General features: G+C 55.7%; 28 protein-coding genes and 1 other RNA gene. 11 read left to right on the plus strand and 18 right to left on the minus strand.

Annotation, left to right across the window (positions count from 1 at the left end):
• The first annotated feature begins 8 nt into the window (after positions 1–8).
• Positions 9–1154: a tRNA 2-thiouridine(34) synthase MnmA gene (mnmA, locus tag AC2FIZ_RS03245; RefSeq protein WP_496790598.1), complete on the plus strand. Its 1146-nt coding sequence runs from the start codon at positions 9–11 to the stop codon at positions 1152–1154.
• Here the strand turns inward: mnmA and AC2FIZ_RS03250 are convergent.
• The 17 genes from AC2FIZ_RS03250 to AC2FIZ_RS03330 form a co-directional block, all read right to left on the minus strand.
• Positions 1151–1732 (minus strand): cadmium resistance transporter, encoded by a 582-nt coding sequence (locus AC2FIZ_RS03250; RefSeq protein ID WP_281994638.1) that lies wholly within the window; start codon positions 1730–1732, stop codon positions 1151–1153. The genes mnmA and AC2FIZ_RS03250 overlap by 4 nt on opposite strands.
• Positions 1732–2889 (minus strand): lipid-A-disaccharide synthase, encoded by a 1158-nt coding sequence (gene lpxB / locus AC2FIZ_RS03255; protein ID WP_281994639.1) that lies wholly within the window; start codon positions 2887–2889, stop codon positions 1732–1734. The genes AC2FIZ_RS03250 and lpxB overlap by 1 nt, the downstream gene beginning before the upstream one ends.
• Positions 2889–3683, minus strand: a complete 795-nt coding sequence (locus AC2FIZ_RS03260) for an LpxI family protein (protein WP_496708432.1) — start codon at positions 3681–3683, stop codon at positions 2889–2891. The genes lpxB and AC2FIZ_RS03260 overlap by 1 nt, the downstream gene beginning before the upstream one ends.
• Before the next feature lie 4 nt (positions 3684–3687).
• Positions 3688–4473: an acyl-ACP--UDP-N-acetylglucosamine O-acyltransferase gene (lpxA, locus tag AC2FIZ_RS03265; protein ID WP_271947043.1), complete on the minus strand. Its 786-nt coding sequence runs from the start codon at positions 4471–4473 to the stop codon at positions 3688–3690.
• The gene (fabZ, locus tag AC2FIZ_RS03270; RefSeq protein WP_496691266.1) at positions 4470–4943 is read right to left on the minus strand and encodes a 3-hydroxyacyl-ACP dehydratase FabZ; all 474 of its coding nucleotides are present in this window, start codon (positions 4941–4943) and stop codon (positions 4470–4472) included. The genes lpxA and fabZ overlap by 4 nt, the downstream gene beginning before the upstream one ends.
• A 72-nt stretch (positions 4944–5015) precedes the next feature.
• On the minus strand, positions 5016–5498 hold the full coding sequence (locus tag AC2FIZ_RS03275; protein WP_496785160.1) for an OmpH family outer membrane protein: 483 nt from the start codon (positions 5496–5498) through the stop codon (positions 5016–5018).
• Between the two features lie 108 nt (positions 5499–5606).
• Positions 5607–7967, minus strand: a complete 2361-nt coding sequence (gene bamA / locus AC2FIZ_RS03280) for an outer membrane protein assembly factor BamA (protein WP_281972129.1) — start codon at positions 7965–7967, stop codon at positions 5607–5609.
• Positions 7968–8095: 128 nt separating this feature from the next.
• A complete protein-coding gene (locus AC2FIZ_RS03285) occupies positions 8096–8224 on the minus strand; it encodes a hypothetical protein (RefSeq protein WP_271947040.1) in 129 nt (42 codons plus the stop codon).
• Positions 8225–8316: 92 nt separating this feature from the next.
• Positions 8317–9669 carry an RIP metalloprotease RseP gene (gene rseP / locus AC2FIZ_RS03290; RefSeq protein WP_496693192.1) on the minus strand — a complete coding sequence of 451 codons (1353 nt, stop codon included), beginning with the start codon at positions 9667–9669 and terminating at the stop codon, positions 8317–8319.
• Between the two features lies 1 nt (position 9670).
• Entirely contained in the window at positions 9671–10846 is a 1176-nt protein-coding gene (gene dxr, locus AC2FIZ_RS03295) for a 1-deoxy-D-xylulose-5-phosphate reductoisomerase (protein WP_281994643.1), read from the minus strand.
• Positions 10846–11628 (minus strand): phosphatidate cytidylyltransferase, encoded by a 783-nt coding sequence (locus AC2FIZ_RS03300; protein ID WP_142633917.1) that lies wholly within the window; start codon positions 11626–11628, stop codon positions 10846–10848. Before AC2FIZ_RS03300 ends, dxr begins: the two co-directional genes overlap by 1 nt.
• Entirely contained in the window at positions 11625–12335 is a 711-nt protein-coding gene (uppS, locus tag AC2FIZ_RS03305; RefSeq protein WP_496790600.1) for an undecaprenyl pyrophosphate synthase, read from the minus strand. The genes AC2FIZ_RS03300 and uppS overlap by 4 nt, the downstream gene beginning before the upstream one ends.
• Before the next feature lie 30 nt (positions 12336–12365).
• On the minus strand, positions 12366–12929 hold the full coding sequence (gene frr / locus AC2FIZ_RS03310; protein ID WP_142633921.1) for a ribosome recycling factor: 564 nt from the start codon (positions 12927–12929) through the stop codon (positions 12366–12368).
• 186 nt (positions 12930–13115) lie between these two features.
• A complete protein-coding gene (gene acuI, locus AC2FIZ_RS03315; RefSeq protein WP_142633922.1) occupies positions 13116–14111 on the minus strand; it encodes an acryloyl-CoA reductase in 996 nt (331 codons plus the stop codon).
• 85 nt (positions 14112–14196) lie between these two features.
• Positions 14197–15300, minus strand: coding sequence for a dimethylsulfoniopropionate demethylase (locus tag AC2FIZ_RS03320; RefSeq protein WP_281972134.1), 1104 nt, complete (start codon positions 15298–15300; stop codon positions 14197–14199).
• A gap of 140 nt (positions 15301–15440) precedes the next feature.
• A complete protein-coding gene (locus AC2FIZ_RS03325) occupies positions 15441–16145 on the minus strand; it encodes a DUF1326 domain-containing protein (RefSeq protein ID WP_281994647.1) in 705 nt (234 codons plus the stop codon).
• A gap of 4 nt (positions 16146–16149) precedes the next feature.
• Entirely contained in the window at positions 16150–16941 is a 792-nt protein-coding gene (locus AC2FIZ_RS03330) for a DUF2182 domain-containing protein (protein ID WP_282027420.1), read from the minus strand.
• Positions 16942–17028: 87 nt separating this feature from the next.
• Here AC2FIZ_RS03330 and AC2FIZ_RS03335 point away from each other — a divergent pair, with 87 nt between their 5' ends.
• From AC2FIZ_RS03335 to AC2FIZ_RS03365, 7 genes are all read left to right on the plus strand, one after another.
• Positions 17029–17763 (plus strand): FadR/GntR family transcriptional regulator, encoded by a 735-nt coding sequence (locus AC2FIZ_RS03335; RefSeq protein WP_142633929.1) that lies wholly within the window; start codon positions 17029–17031, stop codon positions 17761–17763.
• A gap of 7 nt (positions 17764–17770) precedes the next feature.
• Positions 17771–18133 (plus strand): DUF4345 family protein, encoded by a 363-nt coding sequence (locus AC2FIZ_RS03340; protein WP_282027421.1) that lies wholly within the window; start codon positions 17771–17773, stop codon positions 18131–18133.
• A 37-nt stretch (positions 18134–18170) separates the two neighbouring features.
• Positions 18171–18516: a transfer-messenger RNA gene (gene ssrA / locus AC2FIZ_RS03345) on the plus strand.
• Between the two features lie 100 nt (positions 18517–18616).
• The gene (locus AC2FIZ_RS03350; RefSeq protein ID WP_142633933.1) at positions 18617–19048 is read left to right on the plus strand and encodes an ester cyclase; all 432 of its coding nucleotides are present in this window, start codon (positions 18617–18619) and stop codon (positions 19046–19048) included.
• A 129-nt stretch (positions 19049–19177) separates the two neighbouring features.
• Entirely contained in the window at positions 19178–19981 is an 804-nt protein-coding gene (locus AC2FIZ_RS03355; RefSeq protein WP_496790602.1) for a chromate resistance protein ChrB domain-containing protein, read from the plus strand.
• A complete protein-coding gene (chrA, locus tag AC2FIZ_RS03360; RefSeq protein ID WP_281994651.1) occupies positions 19978–21234 on the plus strand; it encodes a chromate efflux transporter in 1257 nt (418 codons plus the stop codon). Before AC2FIZ_RS03355 ends, chrA begins: the two co-directional genes overlap by 4 nt.
• A gap of 76 nt (positions 21235–21310) precedes the next feature.
• Positions 21311–21769 carry an SspB family protein gene (locus AC2FIZ_RS03365; RefSeq protein WP_281972137.1) on the plus strand — a complete coding sequence of 153 codons (459 nt, stop codon included), beginning with the start codon at positions 21311–21313 and terminating at the stop codon, positions 21767–21769.
• A 34-nt stretch (positions 21770–21803) separates the two neighbouring features.
• Here the strand turns inward: AC2FIZ_RS03365 and AC2FIZ_RS03370 are convergent, their stop codons facing one another.
• Positions 21804–22367, minus strand: coding sequence for a hypothetical protein (locus AC2FIZ_RS03370; RefSeq protein ID WP_271947005.1), 564 nt, complete (start codon positions 22365–22367; stop codon positions 21804–21806).
• Positions 22368–22573: 206 nt separating this feature from the next.
• Here AC2FIZ_RS03370 and fumC point away from each other — a divergent pair, with 206 nt between their 5' ends.
• Genes fumC through AC2FIZ_RS03385 form a run of 3 tightly spaced genes read left to right on the plus strand, consistent with a single transcriptional unit; the run spans position 22574 to position 24356 of the window.
• Complete coding sequence (fumC, locus tag AC2FIZ_RS03375; RefSeq protein WP_142633942.1) at positions 22574–23968, plus strand: class II fumarate hydratase; 1395 nt, start codon at positions 22574–22576, stop codon at positions 23966–23968.
• A complete protein-coding gene (locus tag AC2FIZ_RS03380) occupies positions 23968–24144 on the plus strand; it encodes a DUF4169 family protein (protein WP_142633944.1) in 177 nt (58 codons plus the stop codon). The genes fumC and AC2FIZ_RS03380 overlap by 1 nt, the downstream gene beginning before the upstream one ends.
• Positions 24141–24356, plus strand: coding sequence for a ribbon-helix-helix domain-containing protein (locus AC2FIZ_RS03385; RefSeq protein ID WP_142633946.1), 216 nt, complete (start codon positions 24141–24143; stop codon positions 24354–24356). The genes AC2FIZ_RS03380 and AC2FIZ_RS03385 overlap by 4 nt, the downstream gene beginning before the upstream one ends.
• Positions 24357–24399: the final 43 nt, after the last annotated feature.

The raw sequence follows: 24399 nt of genomic DNA on the forward strand, positions 1-24399 counted from the left end.
GAACCGTCATGGCCCTCGACACCGAGACACCGCTGAACTCTCTTGGCTTTGCCAAGCCCCCGTCTGAAACGCGGGTGGTTGTTGCCATGTCCGGAGGCGTGGACAGCTCGGTCGTGGCCGCGCATTTGGCGGATCAGGGGTATGACGTCATCGGCGTCACCCTGCAGCTGTATGACCACGGTGCTGCGCTGGCCAAAAAGGGGGCCTGCTGTGCCGGTATCGACATTCACGATGCGCGCCGCGTGGCCGAGGAACGCGGGTTTCCGCATTACGTTCTGGATTATGAGAACATCTTCAAGGACGCCGTGATCGACGAATTCGCCGACAGCTATCTGGCCGGTGCGACGCCGGTTCCCTGCATTCGCTGTAACGAACGGGTGAAATTCAAGGATCTGCTGGAAACCGCCAAGGATCTTGAGGCTGATTGCATGGCCACCGGCCACTATATTCAGCGCAAGACAGGCCCCAACGGGCCGGAATTGCACAGCGCCGAGGATGCCAACCGCGATCAATCCTATTTCCTGTTCTCGACGACCCCGGAACAGCTGGATTTCCTGCGCTTTCCGCTGGGCCACCTGCCCTCCAAGGACGCAACGCGCGAAATAGCTGCGCAATATGGGCTGGCTGTTGCCGACAAGCCCGACAGTCAGGACATCTGTTTCGTGCCCAACGGCAACTATGCCAGCGTAATCGAAAAGCTGCGCCCCGGCGCGGCGGAACCGGGTGAGATCGTTCATGCGGATGGTCGTGTGCTGGCCCAGCATAACGGGGTAATCCACTATACCATTGGTCAGCGCCGCGGGCTTGGTATCGGAGGCCTCAGCGATCCGCTTTACGTGGTGAAGCTGGATGTCGACAAAAAACAGGTTGTGGTTGGCCCCAAAGAGATGTTGGCCACCCGCACCATTCCGGTGCGTGAAATCAACTGGCTGGGCGATGAGCCGTTTACGTCACGCGATGAATGGCACGTCCTGGTCAAGGTTCGCTCGACCCGACCCCCGCGTGAGGCCATCATCCGCCCACTTTCGGAAACCACGGCCGAGGTCGAGTTGCTGACCCCGGAAGAAGGTGTGTCGCCCGGTCAGGCCTGTGTCTTCTATGCATCCGAAGGCAGCCGCATCTTCGGCGGCGGTTGGATTTGGCGCGGATACTAAACTGCGTCGGTCCACGAGTTGCTGAGAATATAAAGACCAGCGCAGATCATCACGTAAGGAACAAGCATCTCAAGCTTGCGCGCGATGCGACCACTGATGAGCGGAGATTTGGCGCCCAGCAGCGCCAGCGTGGCCAATCCTACCACGGCAAGCCCTGCGCCGAAGGCTCCGGCGATCCGAAAGCCTAGCGTTGAATCCGCCAATAACGGCGCCAGAACGGCCAAAGTGTCCATCGACAGGCTGGTAAACAGTAAGGTTGTCACCAAAATTGACGCTCCGGCTTCGAGATGCGCCGGTGTATCGGCGCCCTGCCCGCGCCATTGGCGGATGGCGGCCAGACAGCCCAGTGTCAGCGGGATCATCCCCAGATACCCGGCCCAGCCCGGTATCACGCCCTCGATCCCCATGGCGAACAGCAAGGACGCCGAAATCACCAAGCCCTGTGCGAACAGAAAGCCAAAGACGGCCCGCTTGTCCCCTGACACCAAGATCAGCGCCACCAAGGCGGCAAGATTATCCAGATTGGTCAGTATCAATGCCAGAAAGGCCGAAAAACCAAAGAGGATGAACTCGGCCATCAGGACGGCATTCTGGCCAACACGGCCTTTGCAGCTCTGAAACCAGGGGCGTCGCCGCCACGGCCCAGGCGTTCCATTGTCAGATCCATCGCGCTGCGCTGCGCGTCAGGTTTCAGGGCGACCTCTCGTAGCGCTACGGCAATCTTGTCCGGCAGGCAGTCATCCAGCAGGCATTCCGGGATGGAACGCGTTTCCGAGACAAGATTGACCAATGTAACCGTGTCCAGATTGACCATACGTACTGCCAGTTTCTGGGTCAGCCAGCTGAGGCGGTAGGCAATCACCATGGGTGTTGCTTGGGCTGCAAGTTCAAGCGACACGGTACCCGATGCCGCCAGAGCAAGGTCCGCTGCGGCAAAAGCTGCGCGTTTCTGCTGAACCGCCTCTTCGGTCGGAACATTGCGCGGGTCGATCACGACGGGATTGCCTGGCCATGTCTGCAGATGTTCGGTTACGGCCTCGACCATATGTGCAACCGCCGGAACAATAACCCGCGTACCCGGCCGGTCGGCTAGGAATTGCCCCAGGGCCTGACCAAATACAGGGGCCAGACGGTCAACCTCACCCTTGCGCGACCCCGGCAAGGCAAGAACCAGCGGAGCATCCCCAAGATCATAGGCGGCGCGAAACTCCTGGATATCGCGATCTGAGGCGATGGGTTCGCTTGCAACCGGATGGCCAACAAAATCGCATTCCATCCCGGCGCGTTCCATATAGGGCGGCTCAAACGGAAGCAACGCCAGCACATGGTCGATGACCTTGGCCATCTTATCCGCACGCCCCGGTCGCCACGCCCAAACGCTGGGGGCCACATAGTGGACGGTTCGAGTATCGCTTGCCGCTTTGACCAGCTTGGCAACGCGCAACGAGAAGTCCGGACTGTCGATGGTGATCAATACGTCAGGTTTGGTGTCCAGCACGGCCTGCGCTGTCTCAGATATCCGGCGCTTGAGGTGAAAGAATTTTGGCAATACCTCAATCAGGCCCATCACTGACAATTCGGACATCGGAAAGCGGCTGTTCAGACCCTGGGCCTGCATCAATGGTCCGCCGACCCCGTCGAATGTAACATCTGGGACAAGGGCACGTAGCCCTTCCATCAACGCGCCGCCCAATCGATCGCCCGAAGGTTCGCCGGCGACCAGAAACACCCGCATCAGTTGGTTCGCTCACGCACATAAAGGAACAAACCCAGGCGATCGCACTCAGCAATTACACGTTGTCGCTGCAATACAAGCACCCCGCCTTTTTCGATCACGATCCCGGACAAACCAGCTGCGACGGCGCTGGAAATGGTTTCGGGTCCAATAGCTGGCAGATCCGCGCGAAAGTCCTGATCGGGCTTTGGACCCTTGAAAAGCACCCCACCCCCCGCATCGGGCCGTTGAGTCAGAGACTCGAGCATCCATGCGGTGCCAAAAATTCCTTCGATCGCCAAAGCCTGCCCTTTGGAAACTGCACAGGCCTGGCCGATATCAGCTGCCCCCATGGCACGCAGGATACTGGATGCCCGATCCGCATCTGCGCGATCCGCGTCTGAGGGCTGTGCCTCTGTCAAACAACCAAGCGGAGGCAGCAGTTCAGGCGCAATCTCATGCGCGGCACGGACATTCAGGCCTGAGTTTTCGAATATCCCAATGACAGCCCGTAATGCGCCGTCATCGCCGGATTGAATCGCCTGCACCAGAATAGGCACCAACGGCATCGTCGCGGCATCAATGCGCGACGGGTCAACGGCGGGACGTTGAACCGCTCCGGCCATACAGATTTCAGTTACGCCACGGGTTTTGAGATCTGCGATGAATGATCCAAGCTGTTCCAGCGGGAAAACGATGTCGGCAGACAGAGTATCCGGGGCAAAGCCTTCCATCGCGCAGATCAAGGGCCGTTCAGCCAGACAGGAAACCACTTCGTCCGGCAACACACCTGTTCCCGCGATCAGTGCCAACATGATGTTACTTCCTCGGTGTCAGAAAGGACCGATCCGAATCGCCGGTTACGAAATTGACGATTTCGCGGACATATTCGCTTTCGGCATCTTCACCCAAGCGCTTGGCGCGGTCCATAAAAGTTCCGTCACCATCGGACAATTCGCGAAACGCTGCGCGTAAAGCTGAAATATCAGCTCGTGCGACACCGCGCCGTTTGAGGCCAACAAGATTCAGGCCGTCCAGCTCGCCGCGAGGCGCTTGAACAAGCCCATAGGGAATCACGTCGTTGGGCACCATCGTCAGCGCGCCGATAATCGCCCCACGGCCCACACGAACCCATTGATGCAAACCCGAAATCCCGCCGACGATAACATCGTCTTCGATAATGCAATGTCCCGCGGCACCAGAATGGTTCACCATGATCACGCGATTGCCAATCTGAACGTCGTGAGCCACGTGAACACCAGCCATCAGCAAACAGTCATCGCCAATCCGGGTTACACCGCCACCGCCGTCTGTTCCAGAATTCACAGTTACATGTTCACGGATACGGTTTCGTTTGCCAATTTCCAGCCGCGTATCTTCACCGCCGAACTTAAGGTCTTGGGGGATTTCACCGATGACCGAAAAATTGAAGATTATGGTGTCTTCATCCACCTCGGTGTCACCGGTAACAACAACATGCGACTTCAGTTCTACCCGGTCTTTCAACCGCACCCTTGAACCAACAAAACAAAAAGGGCCGATGACACAGCCCTCTCCGATCTGAGCACCGTCTTCGATGATTGCGCTAGGGTGAATGCCGCTCATGTTGTCTTTTCCATGTCCCAATCAACATAGGCTGAGAACTCAGCTTCGGCTGCGACCTCTCCATCAACCGTGGCCCTGCCAGAGAACTTGAAAATCTTGCCACCCTTCTTGCCGCGCACAGTTTCAACATGCATCTCGAGCACGTCACCGGGCACGACTTTGCGGCGGAACTTGCACTTGTCGATATTCATGAAATAGATCAACAAGTCGCTGTCGATGACATCCATCCCAACGCCAAGCATAACACCTGCGGTCTGCGCCATTGCTTCAACAATGGTCACACCAGGCATGATCGGTGTACCAGGGAAATGGCCCTGGAAATGCGGCTCGTTCATGGTGACGTTCTTGATGCCGACCGCTGATTGATAGCCTGAAATCTCGACCACCTTGTCGACCAGCAGAAACGGATAGCGGTGCGGCAATATCCGTTGAATCAGCTGAATGTCGGCGCTTTTGGTGTCCGTGCTCATAGTTCTGATATCCTGTTCTGGATTTCTCTTTTCAATGTGGTTAGCAACACCGCGACCCGAGGGCAAGCAAACCTATTCGCCTGTACCTTCGTCAAGTGTTGTTCCATCACCAATGGCTGTATCAATTCGGGTGATGGCGGCATCTGTCACATCGGACAGATCCGAACTGAGAAACACGCTGGAGCGTTGAATAATGACCGAGGCGCCAGATTCGCGCAAAAGATCGATCAATACTGGGCGGGCGAGTTCAAAAAACATCTGTTGTGCGTCTTCACTGCGACGCGCAAGGGCATCAAGCTTGGCGCGCTGCCCTTCTCGGTGGTTCTGAACCTTTCTGTCGAACGCCTCTGCGAGGGGACGAAATTCTTCAGCAGACAGAGAGGCGCGCTTTTCGGTGAGGTCCTTCTCCTCCGCGCTGAGCTCTGCAACGATCCGTTCGTTCTCGGCAGCCAGCAGAGCTCCCTCTGCTTCGATCTCACTGAGAATGCGACGTCCAAACGCCGAGTCAGAAAACAGCCGTTCGCTGGAGATTGTCAGGACGCTGGCTTGTGTCACGCCAAGCTGCTGTCCGGTAACCGGTCCTGCCAGGGTTAAGGTCAGAAAAAGACACAGGGCCCGAATGGGGCCCTGCATATAGGTTTGAAGACTACCTCGCATCCGAGATCAGAACCTCGCCTGAATGGTCAGGTCGAAATTCTGTTCCTTGTCAAAGTCCTCTTTCTTGAGCGCTTGCGAAAAGTTAAAGCGCAGCGGGCCAAACGGTGTTTCCCATAGGACTGCAACACCCAGAACATGACGGATAGACCCATCCGCACCGACAATGTTGGCACCCGAAGTGTTTACATCGTCGATATTGTACAGGTTACCGAAATCATAGAACACGCCTCCACGCAGGCCCAATTCTTCGGGCAAGCCCAGAGGAAAGTCCGATTCCAGACGCGCGACCCAATAGTAATTCCCGCCGATAGCGTCATCCTGACCATTTGACAGATCCCGTGGCCCCAAACCGGCTGGCTCGAACCCGCGGAATTTATTGGGGCCCAACACAAAGCGATCCAACGTCCGGCTGAAATCGTTGCCAGTCCAGTGCATTGCACCCATTTCAAGCGATGCACGCAGAACGACTTCTTCACTCAGAACGCGTGTTTGGGCAATCCCGCGTGCGCTGGTTTTGTAAAACTTGTTGTCCCCACCCAGTCCAGCGGCATCCAGGCCAACCTCAAACAGAACACCGGCATTGGGGTTAAGCCCACCAAGGCGACTGTCATATACATAGGACACACCCAAAGAACTGGTCGTGCGTTCACCCTGATCAATCTCAGAGGCGATGACCGCGCCGTTTGCCTCGTTGTCCTGCTGCTTCATCTCGCTGTTTTCCCAGGCATAGCGTACGCGCAACGAAGACAGCTCTCCGATCGCATAGCTCAACTGAGGGTTAAAGAACACACGCTCGGTGTTATAGCTGGCAAAACTGGAGTCGGTCGACGCCAAACCCAGACCAAGATCAAAGCGAAGCTTGCGGCCCAAAAGATAGGGTTCGGTGAAATTCAGGGAGTACTCTTCTGAATCCTGTGCGGTCGAAATCGTAACCCCGACGGTCTGTCCACGGCCTAGGAAGTTTGACTCACTTAGGCCGATTGCAATGCCGAAACCGTCAGAGATCGAGTAGCTACCACCGAGGCTGAGCGAGCCTGTCGGCTGTTCTTCGACGTCGACATCCACGATCACTTGGCTGGGTGTCGAACCCTCGCGCGGTTCAACGTCAGCGACAGCGAAATAGCCCAATGCCCGGATACGTTCAGCCGCCTGCCGAATTTCTCGCGGGTTGAACGGGTCACCCTCGACGGTGTCGAATTGACGACGGATCACGCGGTCAAGCGTTGTGGTGTTGCCCTCGATGTCGATACGCTCGACAAAGATACGCGGTCCTTTGGTCAGAACGAATTCAACATCCAGCGTCAAATCACGTGCATTGCGCGTGACGCGTGGCTCAACCCGCAGAAAGTCCACCCCTTGCCGAATGCCCAGACGCTCTTGCCTGGCGATAGAGTTTTCGACCAGTGAAGGAGAATAGGTGACACCCGGCTTGACCTTGAGTGCGGCCTGATATTCGGCCGCATCCACACCGGGTATTTCGCTTACGGTGGTGATCTTGCCGAATGAGAATTTCTGACCTTCAGTTACATTCATCACCAGGAAAAACGCGTCGCGCTCACGTGTGAATTCAACATTGGCGCTGTTGACGCGGAAATCGACATAGCCACGCGACAAGTAGAAATCACGGATGACTTGTTTGTCGAACTCGATCCGGTCAGCGATAAAAGTATCGCCCCGCAGGAACGTGCGCAGGAAATTGGCTTGCTTGGTTTCAAGCACACGGCGCAGACGCCGGTCGGAATAAGCCCGGTTGCCAACAAAGCTTACGCGCTCAACCTCGATCGTCGTACCTTCGGAGATTTCGAAAACGAGGTCTACCCGATTGTCGCTGCGGCGGATGATTCTGGGGATGACGGTTGCTGCAACACGTCCTTGAGCCAAATAGATTTCGGCAATCATGTCTGCGTCAGCTTCAGCGACCTGAGGCGTAAAGACCCGGCGGGGTTGAGACGAAACGGCATTGAGCAACAGCTCATCCTTGAGCCTCTTGTTACCCTCGATGCTGATCTGGTTGATCGTCGGATATTCCTGAACTTTGATGACCAAAGTGCTGCCACGAGGGGTCAAATCGACTGTTTCAAAAACACCACTGTCAAGCAGCCGTTGGAAGGCATCGTTGAGTTGTCCAGCTGTCACCGTCTGCCCAGGTTCGATTCCCGAACGTGCAATGATTGTCGATGTCTCGATGCGCCTGTTCCCCTCAACTTCGAACGAGTTGATGGTGTAGCTTTGCGCCTGAGCAGCCTGCGGCAGTGACAGCAAACTAACTGTGGCAAATAAGAAAAAGAATGTTAGGGCCTGCCACAAAATCTTGTTTACCGGCTTTTGCCCCCCGCAGGATGTGCCTGCGCCTCGCCTGTCGGTCATATTTTTCTCTACCCAGAATTTTAAGACTTTAAAGCTGAGTAACGGGATTGTCTGGCCTTGTCAAAAGCCGAAAAACAGAAAGCGGCCCATTGGGCCGCTGTTCAGCAAATAAAAAGAAAGGAACAGAATCACATGGTGATCAGATAAGCGCATCCACCCATAGCCAACGCAGTCGCGCCGAAAAACAAGATCGAGTCCCAGTTCAGCGCAAGCAGGAAGCTAAAGCTGCGATATGATTTTTTGATAGCATTCGCCATGATCGCCTCTGACAGACAAAATTATGAAACGAACACATCCTATGAGGGAATTGGGGCGGAATTGCGACTAGATTGTGCAAGCTCCGCCCAAATCAACAGAACAGGTCATTTGAGACGGAAAACAGCATCAGAGCCAGAATGATTGACACTCCGATGCCCATCAGAATCCGCAGCGCTTTGTCGCTGGGTGGTTTCCCAGAGATGGCCTCATATGCGTAAAATACCAAGTGTCCCCCATCCAAAGCCGGAATCGGAAACAGGTTTAGCAAACCGACAGCAGTTGACAGAACAGCGATAAAGAAGATGAAGTTCTGCGCACCCTGGCTGGCCATCGCACCCGAGGTTTCGGCGATTCCGATTGGGCCGGACATGTTGCAGGTGCTGATCGCTCCGGTCACCATGTGCCAGATACCTGAAAGAGACCCGTCAATGATACGCAATGTTTGTCGTACACCGCCGCCGAGAGATGTCAGGATGCCCGCCCTTTCGGTTGCAGGTTCTAGCATCATGCCGCCGACGATCCCGATCCTCCAATGCGTTACAAAACCACCATCAGACTGCGGCTCATCCGTGCGGCGTGGAGCCAGGGCAAACTCCAGTTCCGCTCCGTCACGCCAGACATTCAACAGCAGTGGCCGCCCATCAGAGCTTTCCACATGGTCCTTGAGCTGTTCAAAGGCATAAACCGGGTCGCCATTAACCGCTGTTATGACATCCCCTTGTGCCAGGCTGATATCCATTGCTGCGCTGCGCGGAACAACCTGTTGTATCAGAGGGGGGAACAGCCAAGGTGCGGAAACGTCCAATGTGTCACCGTCACGAAGAACTGTGTAATCAAGAACGGGGTCAACGGGCAAAGAGTCTACGAACTCGCTCCACGATCCTTCTTGCTCGAAATCTGGCAGGTCAATACCTGCAATCGCGTGGATTTCATCACCTTCACGCAGCTCTTGCACTGTCCCGGGCAGAGGATGCAGAGACCCAACGGTCAGAGGGTCTCTGGTTGCGCCTTGAGTAAAGAAAATTAGGGCAAAGACCAGTATCGACATTGCGAAATTAAAGATTGGCCCTGCCGCAACAGTTGCCGTCCTGGCCCAAAGTGGCGCGCCATGCATCGTGCGGCGCAGCTCCTCCGGGCTTTGCTCGGAAATTTCAGACATTGCGGCTTCGTCTTTGCCGGATGCTGCATTGGCATCACCCAGAAACTTGACATACCCGCCGAATGGAAGCGCTGCGATCTGCCAGCGCGTTCCTCTTTTGTCGATACGGCTCCAGAGTACGGGACCGAAACCGATTGAGAACACTTCGGCGTAGATGCCGGACCAACGGCCAACAATGTAATGCCCGTATTCATGTACGGCTACGATGGCGGATAACGCGATCACAAAGGCGAATATGGTGTAAATCAAATTGCCGAACTGTGGGATCAGTGAGAGTACGTCCAATTTATTTTCCTGCTCGTTGCGCAACGGCGTTATCGACCCATATACGTGCCAGATGGTCGGTTTGCAGCACGTTATCAAGGGTCATTGGGGCGTCAATATGGTTGTCCTGTGCATCGAAACGATCCAAGACGGCGGCCACGATGTCTGCCATATCAAGGAAACCAATGCGACCTGCAATGAAATGGTCGAGTGCACATTCTTTGGCTCCGTTGAAAACCGCTCCGGACAGCCCGCCCCGCTCCATGACTTCGCGTGCTAACCGCAAAGCCGGATATCGGTTTTCGTCTGGTTCGTGAAATCGCAACTGTCCCAGCTTTGCAAGGTTCAGCCTTTCGACCGGAAGGGTCTGACGTATTGGCCAATTCAGGGCATATCCGATCGCGTGGCGCATATCTGGCGCGCCCATATGGGCCATAACCGCGCCATCGTTAAACCCGACCATCGCATGAACGATGGATTCAGGATGCACGATCACTTCGATCATATCCGGGGAAATGCCGAAGAATTCGCGTGTTTCGATCACCTCGAGCGCCTTGTTGAACATCGAAGCGCTATCAATCGTGATCCGCTGCCCCATATTCCAGTTCGGGTGGCTCGAGGCCTGCTCAACCGTGGCTGAGGCCAATTTGCTTATTGGCCAATCACGGAAAGCGCCGCCGCTGGCAGTGATGATGATACGCTCGACCGATGCCATATCTTCACCGACCAGAGCTTGAAAAACGGCAGAATGTTCGCTGTCCACCGGCAGCAATCGGGCATTGTGCTTTCGGGCAGTATCCAGAACCAAAGAACCCGCGCAGACAAGCGTTTCTTTATTCGCCAAAGCCAGCGTCGCGCCCTGTTCAAGCGCCGTCAGCCCTGGTTGCAACCCCGCAGCCCCAACGATGGCAGACATGACCCAGTCAGCCGGTCGCGCCGCAGCTTCGGCCAGAGCATTCGCGCCGGCGGCGACCTCGACATCAGAACCGGCCAAGGCCGCTCGCAGGTCCTCAAGCCGGTCTGGGTGGGCTGTAATCGCGATATCCGCCTTCAAACGTTTGGCGTCACGTGCAAGTTGTTCGATATTGGCTCCACCAGTCAGGGCGACAACATCATACGCTGATGGATTTCGGTCAATCAGATCTATCGTGTTTTGCCCGATAGAACCCGTCGCGCCAAAAACAGAGATTTTGCACATCACATGGCTCCGGGGGAAAAAATCAACCCCACAAGCAGAACGAACAGAGCGGCCCCCATCATCCCATCGAATCGATCAAGGAAGCCGCCATGGCCGGGAATCAGGTTCGAACTGTCCTTGACGCCGAATTTTCGTTTGGCCGCGCTTTCGACAATATCGCCGGCCTGGCTGGCCATTGACGCCAGAACCGAGATCACGATGAACCAAGTTCCGAAGCCGCCGTAAGCCGCAAAGGCTAAGCCAACAATGGCAGCCGCTACCCAGCCTCCTGCTGTTCCCGACCACGTCTTTTTCGGGCTGACTCGTGGCCAGAATTTTGGCCCACCCAATGCCTTTCCGACAAAATATCCGGCGACATCCGTAGCAACGACGACCGATATCAGCCAGACCATCCAGACAAACCCCATATTCGTCCGGATTGAGATAAAGCCCAGCCCCGCGGCCGCGATCCACAGCGCAAATAGGGTATAGATACCCCGGTACCGGCTGACCTGCCCTGCCCCGACCAGTGCCGGAGCAAGCAAGAAGGGAAGTTTATAGAGTGCCGGAAGATGGTAACTCAGCACCACCGCAAAACCGGTCAATATGGCAAGCTGGATCGCAACAGCTTTCCTGCCCGGGTCGATCATACGGACCAGTTCCCAGGTCATCAGCCCGCAAGCAATGGAAATGAAGGCTTCGAACCACAGACCGCCCAGCCAGACCTCGACAGCGCCAACGGCAACAAGGACACCCGCCGATAATACGCGGGCAGTCAGGTCGGACCAGCGCCCGTCACTCATGCCGGTACAGCTCCGAACCGTCGGTCGCGGCTGCCATAGCTCAGGCACAGGCGCTCAAGCTCTGCCGCAGTGAAATCTGGCCAGAGCGTGTCGATGAATTCGTATTCCGAATAGGCGGATTGCCATAACAGAAAATTGGAAATTCGCGCCTCGCCGCTGGTTCGGATCACCAGATCAGGATCGGGAAGAACATGTGTGTCCAGATATTTCGGCAGCGTTTCTTCGTCTACATCATCAGGATGCAAGCGCCCGTCAGCGACATCCTGTGCCAGACGTTTGGTAGCCCGCGCGACTTCATCCCGACCGCCATAGTTCAACGCAATGGTCAGGTGAACCAGATCATTTCCCTCGGTCTCGGCCTCAAGCGTATCCATCAATTCGATCAGTTTGGCATCCAACCTGACTCTGTCACCGATGAAACGCACCCGAACACCCGAGTCTCGGAGCGTCCGGGTTTCCTTGATAATATAGCGCCGAAACAAGCTCATCAGCCCGGCAACTTCAACCTGAGTGCGTTTCCAGTTCTCGGTCGAAAACGCAAAAACAGTCAGATATTTAATACCAAGCCTCGGGCAGGCCTCGACCACATCGCGCACACGTCTTGCCCCGGCGTGGTGGCCAAACAGACGAGGTCGCCCGCGGGCCTGCGCCCAGCGACCATTGCCATCCATGATGATCGCGACATGCTGGGGCCCTCTATCGGGCATGGTATGCGAGGAAGAGGGCATCACCCGGTCTCAGACCTGCATGATTTCTGCCTGCTTGGTCTCAAGCGCGGCATCTACTACCTTGATCATCTGATCGGTTAGATCCTGCACTTCGCTTTCCCAGAACTTCTGGTCATCTTCGGACATACCGTCGGCCTTGGCCTTCTTGATCTGATCCATCCCGTCGCGGCGCACATTGCGGATCGAAACGCGCGCGTGTTCGGCATATTGTCCGGCGACTTTGCCCAACTCGCGACGGCGTTCTTCGTTCAGTTCCGGGATCGGTAGCATGATGATCGTTCCGTTAAGCTGAGGGTTGATGCCCAGCCCACTTTCGCGGATCGCTTTTTCCACTTTGCCGACCAGCCCTTTATCCCAGACATTGACCGTTACCATACGCGGCTCGGGCACATTGACCGTTCCCACCTGGTTGATCGGCGTCATCGAACCATAGGCATCGACCATCACCGGCTCGAGCATCGAGGCCGAGGCGCGCCCGGTGCGCAGCGATGCAAATTCGGTTCTGAGGTTTGACATTGCGCCGTCCATGCGGCGTTTCAGGTCGTCTGTGTCCAGTTCGAAATCGTCAGACATTCTGCTCACTCCCCGTCTTCAGGTACTGTTTGCATGGCTCATAAGCCATTCAATTTGGGATGTATAGCAATGATGGTCCGTATTTACGCCATTGACCAGAGGTGTTTGCCGGAATTCCGCGAACCTGCAGCCACAAAATTAACCGACCGCAAATCAATGCGGTCGGTCAGACATATTCATTCCGGATCAGGCGTTTACGTCTACGACAACACGACCTTTTACCTGACCTTGCAGGATATCCGCCCCTAATTGGGGCAGATCGCTCAGCTTTGCGGGATGGATCATCGCCTCAAGCTTGTCCATCGGAAGGTCGGTTGCTATCCGCTGCCAGGCCCGCAGCCGATTTTCATAAGGCTGCATCACGCTGTCGATCCCCAAGAGGTTCACACCGCGTAAAAGGAACGGGATAACAGTTGCCGGAAGGCCCGCGCCGCCAGCCAACCCCACGGCCGAGACCGAGGCACCGTATTTCATCTGCCCCAGAACGCGTGCCAGCATTGCGCCGCCAACTGCGTCCACACAGCCAGACCATGCCTCGCTTTCCAGGGGGCGCTTAGTTGTCTCGTTCAACTCTTCGCGTGGCACAATGGTCGTGGCGCCCAAAGACTTCAGGTAATCGCTGGTTTCCGGCCGTCCGGTGACGGCTGCCACTTCGTATCCCAAATTGGCAAGAATCGCCGTCGCGACCGAGCCGACACCACCTGCCGCGCCCGTGACCAAGACCGGACCGTGCCCCGGTTTCAGCCCATGATCCTCAAGCGCCATAACCGCCAGCATCGCGGTGAACCCAGCGGTTCCGACGGCCATCGCCTGGCGGGGCTCCAACCCATCGGGCAGCGGAACCAACCAATCGGCACGGGCATTGGCTTTTTGTGAGTACCCACCCCAATGCGCCTCACCGACACGCCAACCGGTCAGGACCACTTTGTCACCCGGTTTATATCGCTCATCCGAAGACGACTCGACCGTCCCCGCATAGTCGATGCCAGGAACATGCGGATAGCTGCGTACCAGCCCCCCGCCTTTGGGCGACAGGCAAAGACCATCCTTATAATTTACCGTTGAATACTGAACCGCCACGGTAACCTCACCCTGCGGCAGATCCCCTTCCGAAAGCTGTTGAACCGAGGGGCTGGCCAGCCCGCTTTCCTCGTCTTTTTCCATCACCAGTGCGTTGAACATCAAAATGTCCTCCTGTTTTGGACGTCAGAGTACAGCCCCGACCCCGTGTAATAACCTGTTTCTGAACCCGATACGCCGCTTGCGATCAGATCCAGAACTTTTCCCGTACAGTCGCCTCACGCATACCGTCGGGCGTTTCGACCTCAACCCTTGTACCCGCATCCCAATGGCTGAGTTTGAGCATCCCAATGGAAACATTGGTGTTGAAATCCGGAGACCAAGCGGCAGAAGTGATTTGACCGACCCGTTTCCCCTGCGCGTAAACCGACCATGGAGCAACGCAGGCACCAACGGCCGGCCCAGCGATTTCAATCGGACGGATTTGCTGGATCGGCCCTTCTTTCGCGACCCGCAACAATGCGTCCCGGCCAATGCAGCCGATTGCGGTATGCGTGTTACAGAATTTGCCCAAACCACATTCATGCGGGGTGTTGTCGTCGGTCATATCGTTTCCGTAGGACAGCAACCCAGCCTCAATGCGTTCGATCAGGTTGGGACAACCCGCCCGCACGTTCAAATCCTCACCGGCCGAAAACAGCGCATTCCACAGCGTCATTCCGATATCGCTGCCCTCGACATAAATCTCGAACCCGCCCTGCTTTGAATACCCGGACCTGGCGATGGCCAGATCGCGGCCCGCAAATTCGAACATGTCGAATTTGAAGAACCGGATGTCTTTGACGCGCTCGCCGAATACGCGGGACATCAGCTCATCCGCCATGGGCCCTTGTATGGCCAGGGGTGAGACGTCGGGCTCATCCACTAGAACATCCAACCGATAGCCGTTCGCGATTCCTTTGACCCATAACAACAAATCGCTATCCGCGATTGAGATCCACCAGCGGTCCTCGGACAGTTTCACCGCAACAGGATCATTCAGCATGCCACCGGTCTCATCAACGATAGGGACGTAATAGCATTGGCCGGGCAACATGCCTCTCAAATCGCGTGGCGTCAGCATTTGCATAAGGCGTGCCGCGTCGGGACCTCTGAGTTCGACCTGTCGCTCACACGAGACATCCCAGACCTGCACATGCTTTTTCAAGTGCCGGTAATCAGCCTCGACGCTGTCGAATACAGTTGGCAATAGCATCCGGTTATAAACCGTGAATGCCTTTACGCCTGCGGCTTCGACCCCTTCAGAAAAAGGTGTGCGCCGCAACCGGCGAGAGAAGGAAATATTGGCCACTTAAGCCTCCTCGGGCATAATGCCAGATCACAATTCGAAGCCTGCGGTCCCGTCAGAATCTGGTGCAACAGGCCGCGATGGCGTGTCTGGCGATTGAAAATTAGGATCACGTATTGCACGTAATCCTTTGTGATTTCGTATTATTTCGGCCCTTGCCAATCGATTGGGCAGATTTCGGCGGATTTTCCACCGAAATCCCAGACCCGACCGTAATCGCGGACCTTGGATTTGGTGCCGCGCGCCACGATAATGTCCGGTCCCATCCAGTATTTCGAGTTTGAGACCATCACAGGATGCTCGGGGTCTTTGCCCGCCAACATCTCGATTTCGCCCTGGATTTTCCGACCAATCATGATGCGGCGCTTGGTCCCGTCGCGTTCGATCTGAACCGGAGCACGTTCGGCCCCGATAATTTCGCTGACCAGCATGGTAAACAAGCCGGTCGTGCCCCCGGCCTGACCGCTGAATATCTGGAGCAACCCGTTATAGGCCTTACCGCTGGCCCGTTCGTCGACATAGGCGGCAACTTTCCACTGCCCCTCACCCATGCGACCCGGAATATCGACCAGAAGGCCAACATTGAGGCCCGACAGATCTTCGCCCTCGTAATGGCCCTCATCGATGACAATCCCCATCCAGGCATGACAATGACCCTCGGTCGGAGGATGCGCGCCCAGCGATACGACACAGGGGCAGAACAGATCGCACGAGCAGTTAAGGATCAGCTCTCCCTTGATCGCCCAATTCGTCGGGCTCATCTCACGCCGCTTGGGGTTGGGCATGCGGCTGTCGATACGCTGGCTGATCGGCAGGCGATCCGCCTCTGGTTTTTTGTTCTTAGCCAATAGCTTATCCTCCATAGATAAAGGGGTACACGAGCAAGGCACAGCCGCCCGCGATAAGAGCAAATCCCAGCGGTCGTGTAATCACGTGACCGATCTGGGGTAGTTTTTCGAGAACCATGAAAAATGTCGCCAGACCCATCCACAGCAGACTCATGACGCCGCCCACAAAGCCGAGCGCCATAAAGCCCCAGCAGCATCCAACGCAGAACGCACCAAGGCCAAGCCCCATGCGAAAACCGCCTGAAAAACCGGTTTTCCAATGGCCGAAAAAATAGGTCATTGGCGCATGGCAGACCCCATGGCACAGCTCTTTGGCGCGGGTGAACTGAAAGGCGCCGACGGCGATCATCAACCCACCCGCAACAAGCCCGGATTTAGCAATGCCCAGCATGTCGACAACGCCGCCAAACAGCAGAACCAGTTGCACCCCGGTAATGAGCGCGGCAAACCCGACCCAGACGACGAAATAACCCACCAAGACGCCAATCCAGCCGGACCGCGTCCCATTTGCGCTGCGGATCAGATCGTCATAGCTGCGCAAAGTTGGGACAATGGTCGGCAACATCATTGCGGCCATCATGATGGCCCACATCCAAAACAGCGGGCCGAACTCTGCCATGGGCATGTACATGTCCATCCTGGGGTCCATGGCACGCATAGCCTGCCCCATCGCTCCGGGACGACCGATCCAGTCCAGATCCATGGCGCGGTTCATCACAAACATCATCCACCACGCCCACAGGATCAGAGCGTAGAATCCCAGCCAAAACCCATTACGTAGAACTGCGCGACTCACTTGTCCCTCCCGACTCAGTCCTTGCAATTCAAATGTCAGACTTTTAAATGTCAGACAAATGAAATTTTGCCTGCGGCCCTGCTCAAAATGAAAATCGACCCCAAGAAACCTGCTGATCTTTCGGTTCAGATCGCCCAATCAATCCGAGATGCGATCATATCGGGTCGGTTGATTGTAGATGAACGCCTGCCTTCTGAGGCGGAACTGTCCGACCAGTTTCAGGTGTCCCGACCAACCGTGCGCGAGGCCCTTAAACGCCTTGCGGCACAATCCCTGATCCGCACCCAACGTGGCGCGACCGGCGGCGCATTTGTCAACCGGCTGAGCTATCAGGATGCGTATTCCCAACAGATCACCACATCCACGTTGCTGCTGTCCATGAATGCGGTCAGTTTTGAAACGGCTTGCGAGGCTCGGTATTCGCTGGAGCGCGCCTGCGCTACTTTGTCAGCCGAACGCAGGACGGCGGATCATCTGGCGACGATGCGTGCCGAGATATTTCGGCAGGCTCAACCCGGGCTGACAGACGAAGCCTTTTGCGCCTCGGATGTGACCTTTCACCGGGCATTGGTCGATGGGGCCGGCAATCCGGTGTTGTCCTATCAACTGGCCGGCGCCGTCGAGGCGATGCAGCCTTTGATGAACATGATCACGTTTACGGCGCGGTCCCGAGAAGAGATCATCGTGTTGCACAACCAGATTGCCGATGCTTTGGATCGGCGGGACGCTGCTGCGGTAGATTCAGCACTGGTGGATCTCGAAGCTTATACCCGTAAGCTTGCCCTGGACGTTGCCAAACAGCGGCGCAAACCAACCGAATGAGGGTACAATGACGTCGATTTTGAATGTTGCAGCGGCGGTTCTGACAATCGGTTTCGGCCTCTTTGGGTTTCTCGCGCCCGCCTGGACCGCGGCCTCGCTGGATCTGGCACCCACGAACAGCACGATGGGTCTAAGCGAAATGCGAGCTTCGGTCGGTGGACTTTTTGTTGTCACCGGAATTGCGGTCATTTGGCTGAACACTCCCATGGCCTATGCGATGTTGGGCGTTGTTTTTGCCGGCGCAGCCTTGGGCCGGTTTGTTTCCGTCATTCTGGATCACCCCCCTTTGATCAAAGCGATGACATTTGGGGGAATCGAGCTGATATTGGCGCTGTGGCTGATCCTGGCAAACATTAACCGACCAAGCTAAGGCGTTATTATATAATCCGTCTTTTAGTTGAAGTATGGGGTTTGCTTTCCCCTTGTGGCTCACCTATATAAGGGATGTCCTTCGGGACTATGGACATAAACGCGCTCGTAATAAGCGGATCGGACCCGGGGGCGGTACCCGGCGGCTCCACCAATATCCTTCATTTGAGGATCGCGGGGCCGAAATAGGATCGACGAACGTCTAAAGGGGTTAGCTTTGTCTCGGCGGGGTGCCACCGTACCGGCCCAAACAGTACAATTGCAAATGACAATCGTGCTCCGGTTGCAGTTGCTGCGTAAGCAGTAGCAAGACCGAAACTTAAGCCCTTGCGCCTAGCAGCGTAAGGCGGGGTTCGCAGGTACCTGGCAACAGAAACCTGCATTTTCCCTTAAATGTCTGCTGTTTAACCCTGTCTGTGTTCACGTTCAGAGTTTGTTCACTCATTCGCGTCATGCTCGGCCCGTGAGGAAAAGGAGAGCTGGGATGTCACACGCAGATATACTCAGAGAATGGTATTCAGAGGTTTGGGAAAACGGAAATACCGATGCGATTGATCGGTATTTCGCGCCGGAAACGACAGCCGAAGGACTGATTCCGGAAATGCAGGTGGGGGCCGATGATTTTCGGGATCTGGTCATGGCGTTTCGCCACATTCTGGGCGATATCCATGTTGAGCTGCCCAAAATCATCGAAAATGGCGATTGGGTATCGGCGATATTGCAGGTCAGCACAACACGCGCCGATAACGGCGCACCACTGCAGGCCTCTGGCAGTATGATTGGCCGCATTAAAGAAGGTCGTATTGTCGAGGCGTATAACCAGTTTGACTTCATTTCCTTATTTGAACAGCTTGGTCAGTTTCCCAAGGACACCCTGCCCGTATGCATGACTGGTCAACGGCTGGACTGGGCCTAGGAAATGAGCTCGCAATCTTGACCCCGACTGGCTTGTCGCGGTAGCAAAGCCTATGGGGTAAGATTGCGAACGCCCCGTGAGGCGACAGCCCAAGTTTCGCATGTATCCGTCGATCACAGGAGACATGCCATGCCTGCGCCTAATGCTATAACATCGAAACAACTGTTACGTCTGATCGGAACGTCCCGGGCGCCTGTTCTAGTGGACATCTGCACTGACACCGATTTTGAACAGGACCCTTATCTGATACCGGGCTCGGTTCGTCATCCGGCGAAGGATCTGGATGGGCTGAAGGGGCTCATCGCTAACCGCCCCTGCATCATCATTTGCCAAAAGGGCAAAAAGCTGAGTCAGGCTGTTGTTTCCTGGCTGAGGAGTGAAGGCGTGGCCGCTGAGTATCTGGAAGGCGGCATGTATGCTTGGCGCGAGACGCCCGATGCACCGCGCATCCCATTTGCAGATATACCAGCGTCTCCTTCACTCTGGGTAACGCGCCATCGGCCTAAGATTGATCGCATTGCTTGCCCCTGGTTGATCCGGCGTTTCATCGACCCCAACGCACGTTTTCTGTTTGTTGCCCCATCCGAAGTGGCAAAGGTATCCGAAGTCTTTAACGCCACCCCGTTCGATGTTGAGGGCGTCCGCTGGAGCCATCGTGGGGATAACTGCACATTTGATGCTTTGGTAAAAGATTTCCAGCTTGCTACGCCCGCAATGAACAGGCTTGCGACAGTTGTCCGGGCCGCGGATACGAACAGGCATGATCTGGCGCCCGAAGCAGCCGGGCTTCTTGCGGTCTCGGTGGGGCTATCGCGCCTATATAAAGACGACCATCAGGCCATCGAGGCCGGGATGCATCTGTACGATGCCTTGTATCTCTGGGCCCGCGACGGGTTTGATGAGAAACATGATTGGCCGGCAGTCGAGAAATGAGCACACCAACATATCCTGAACTCATCCGAGTGTTCGGCCGCATTGGATTGCTGTCCTTCGGCGGCCCGGCAGCCCAGATATCATTGATGCATCAGGAACTCGTCGAAAGGCGTCCCTGGCTGGACGAAGAAACCTATCTTCGGGCTCTGTCGCTGTGCATGTTGCTGCCCGGCCCCGAGGCGATGCAGCTTGCAACCTATTCCGGCTGGCGTCTGCGCGGCGTCTCGGGCGGTATGATCGCAGGCAGCCTGTTTGTTCTGCCCGGTGCGATCATTATCTCAGCATTGGTGGCACTATACGCGGCCTATGGCGCGCTTCCTCTGGTGCAGGCCGCGTTTCTCGGCGTCAAAGCTACGGTGATCATCATCGTGCTACAGGCCCTGCGAAACCTGTCCCGCAAAGCGCTGTCGGACGTCTCACATCGTGCGATCTCGGGCCTCGCGTTTCTGGCAATCTTTCTGTTCGACCTCCCCTTCCCCGCGATCATCGCGGCGGCAGCCCTTTGGGGGTATCTGAGCTTCAACGGCGTCGCCGCCCGACCGGTCGACACCCCCACCCCGCGCCTAAGCGAAGTGCTGCGGAACGCGTCGATCTGGTTGGTTCTGTGGCTTGGCCCGTTGTGGCTGTTAAGTCTTTCTGGTCAGAAACTTCTCAGCGATCTTGGCTGGTTCTTTGCCCGCCTCGCAGTTGTGACATTTGGCGGGGCCTACGCTGTTCTAGCCTACATGACGCAGACCGTTGTGGATCAGTATAACTGGATATCCACAGATCAGATGATCGACGCGCTTGGTCTGGCGGAAACGACACCGGGGCCTTTGATTTTGGTAACACAATTTGTCGCTATGCTGACCGGTCAGATCTCGGGCGGATCGATGCTGGCCATCGCCGCAGGTATCGTTGCACTTTGGGCAACATTCGTTCCCTGCTTTCTGTGGATATTCCTCACAGCCCCCTATCTTGACCACATCGCTGCGCGGCCCCGGTTATCGGCGGCCCTGCAAGGTATTACCTCTGCTGTGGTTGGGGTGATTCTCAACCTATCCGTGTGGTTTGCCCTGAATGTGCTGTTTTCAGAACTGCCAAATAAAACCTTTGGACCAATCAGCCTGCCCTGGCCTGAATTGACCTCATTGGATGTGAAAGCTGCTGTGCTGACTGTCTTCGCCGGAGCGTTGATTTTTAAACTTAAATTCGGCATGGCGCTTACGCTAATGGTTATGCTAGCTGCTGGCACCGGCCTGTTTTTTCTCTGAACAGTCAGCGTGTAACCGGCCTTTCGTTTCCAAAGGAATCCCTTATGCTTAGGGAAGCCACTTTTGAGGATGACACATGTCGCAAGACATCGACTATGGGAACCTGATGCACACCGCCATGCGCGGGTTGATCAAGACGGTTCTGACCAGCGTTTCAGAAAATGGCCTGCCGGGTGCGCACCACTTTTTCATTACGTTTGATACCAGGTGTGACGGCGTGGAAATTGCCGACTGGCTGCATGATCGTTATCCGGAAGAGATGACTGTCGTGATGCAGCATTGGTTCGAAAATCTTGAGGTCGGCGAAAGCGGATTTGCCATCACGCTCAACTTTGGCGACGCGCCGGAACCTTTGTACATTCCCTATGCCTCGATCAAAACATTTGTCGACCCCTCTGTGGAATTTGGCCTGCGTTTTGAAAGCCCGGATGAAGAGGATGACTTTGATCCGATGGACGATGAGATAATCGAGGTCGAAGAAGAACCGCAACAGCATGACGCTGATGTCGTGTCGCTGGACAGCTTCAGAAAATAGTATATGCGCTGGAAAGCCTCGCGGTTCGCGGGGCTTACTCTTTCGTCAGGAACGTCTCTACGGAACGTGATTTGGTACCGTTGCGGAAACGGGAAAATGACAGGTTCAGACCGCCTTCTGCCAGCGTTCTGTCATATTGCTGCAGCTCATAGCCGCCATTTTCTGCAATGAACAACGAAAACACGGTCAGAGTTTGACCCTCAATCCGGCCCCAGACGAACGGTTCCCCCTGCATCGGGTCAAGCGGAACTTCATGGCCGAATACATTGCGCTTCATGGCCGCGGAAAAGATGTCCGATCTGTCCGAGGTCTGAAAATCAATCGAGAATGCCTGTTCCTTGACGCGGCCATTCAGTTTGTAAGTTGTCGTCTTCCAACTAACATTGAACCCGTTCTTCAATTCCTGGATTGACACACTCATATCACGAGGTGTTTCGGTCCCGTTTGCATCGACAACATTGGCAGACCCAACGTAGCTGCCAACAAAGGGCTCAATATCTGCCGCATGAAGCGGATTTACCACCAAGGAGGCCCACAGAACGGTGGCAAAGGAATATATAATGAATTTCAGGCATGTGGTCGGGTGATTCAGACGCATTGCGGCCTCCGGCGTGCTCTGACTCTATAGTAGCTCACCCACCGGCGCGTACAATGGTGGTGATGGCGATTGCGACGAGAAAAATGACGCAGCTCTGCGCCTATACCTTTGTCAGGCATAAGTTTATGGTGCGCGCAACTGGCCGATTGCACCGCGACGCTGCTGACTGTAATTGGCATGCAATGGTATACATGACGGAGTGACCGATGTCTCAAACCCGCACCGAATCCGACAGCTTTGGCCCGTTGGAAGTTCCCGCAGACAAATATTGGGGTGCACAGACCCAGCGTTCGATTATGAACTTCCCGATCGGATGGGAAAAACAGCCTGTGGCCATCGTGCGGGCATTGGGTGTGATCAAAAAAGCCTGCGCCATGCAGAACAAGTCGACAGGGAAACTGGACGCGCGGATTGCGGATGCGGTGATTCAGGCCGCGGGTGAGGTTTTTGAAGGTAAGTTCGACGACAACTTTCCGCTGGTCGTCTGGCAAACAGGATCCGGCACCCAGTCGAACATGAACTCGAACGAGGTTATTGCGAACCGGGCTATCGAAATCCTGGGTGGTACAATCGGCACAAAAGACCCGGTTCATCCGAACGATCATTGCAACATGGGCCAGTCCTCGAACGACACGTTCCCGACGGCCATGCATATCGCCACAGGTATGAGCGTTCGGGACGTTCTGCTGCCGGGTCTGGAAAAGCTGGCCTCGGGGCTGGAGCAGAAGGCCGAAGAATTCAAAGACATCATCAAGATCGGCCGGACCCATACGCAGGATGCCACGCCGCTGACACTGGGTCAGGAATTTGGCGGCTACGCCCATCAAATTCGTCAAGGTATCGCACGGGTCAACGCCGCGATGCCGGGAATTTACGAGCTTGCCCAGGGCGGAACTGCTGTTGGTACTGGCCTGAACACTCAATCCGGGTGGAGCGAAGCGGTCGCTGCGAACATGGCAGATATCACCGGCCTGCCCTTTGTTACCGCTCCGAATAAGTTCGAGGCGCTGGCCGCCCATGATGCGATGGTTTTCCTATCGGGTGCTTTGGCGACCATTGCTGGCAGCTGCTATAAAATTGCAAATGATATCAGACTTTTGGGATCTGGACCGCGTTCCGGTCTGGGCGAATTGATCCTGCCTGAGAATGAGCCCGGATCGTCCATCATGCCAGGCAAGGTAAACCCAACACAAGCCGAAGCACTGACTCAGGTCGCAGCACATGTCATGGGCAACGATGCCGCCATAAAATTCGCCGGCAGCCAGGGGCATTTCGAACTGAACGTCTATAACCCTATGATGTCCTACAATCTTTTGCAGTCGATCCAGTTGCTTGGTGATGCCACAGACAGCTTTACCGAGCGGATGTTGCTAGGCATTCAGGCCAACGAACCACGCATCGAAAAGCTGATGAAGGAATCGCTGATGCTGGTCACCGCGCTGGCACCAACCATTGGGTACGACAACGCAACGACTGTTGCCAAGACCGCGCATAAAAACGGCACCACCCTCAAGGAAGAGGCCATCGCGCTTGGCTTTGTCGACGCCGAAACCTTTGATGCGGTTGTGCGCCCCGAACAAATGATTGGGCCCAAGGACTGATGGCAAAGCCGGTCAATCTGAACCGGTACAGAAAAGACAAGGCGCGGGCCGAGAAAAAGGCCCGCGCCGACCAGAACGCCGTGTCATTTGGGCGCAACAAAGCCGAGAAAGACGCAAGTAAAAAACATCTGGAAAAGTCGCGGCGCGACTTGGATGGGCACGAGATCGACAAATGAGTGGACGTCCCATCAAACGCTCATTGACGCTTAAAGGTCATCGAACCTCGGTATCTCTTGAGGACGAGTTTTGGAAATCCTTTCGTGCCATTGCAGCTGATAAAGATATGGCAATCAATGCCTTAGCTGCGGAAATTGATTTTAACCGTGACCCTGAGGTTGGATTGGCTTCGGCAATACGCGTTTATATTCTGAACTGGTATCGCGGCTGACTTTCCGTTCTTGATTTGGCCTCTGGAAAATGCCTATGCTCAT

Source organism: Ruegeria sp. CDSB022, from assembly GCF_059611145.1.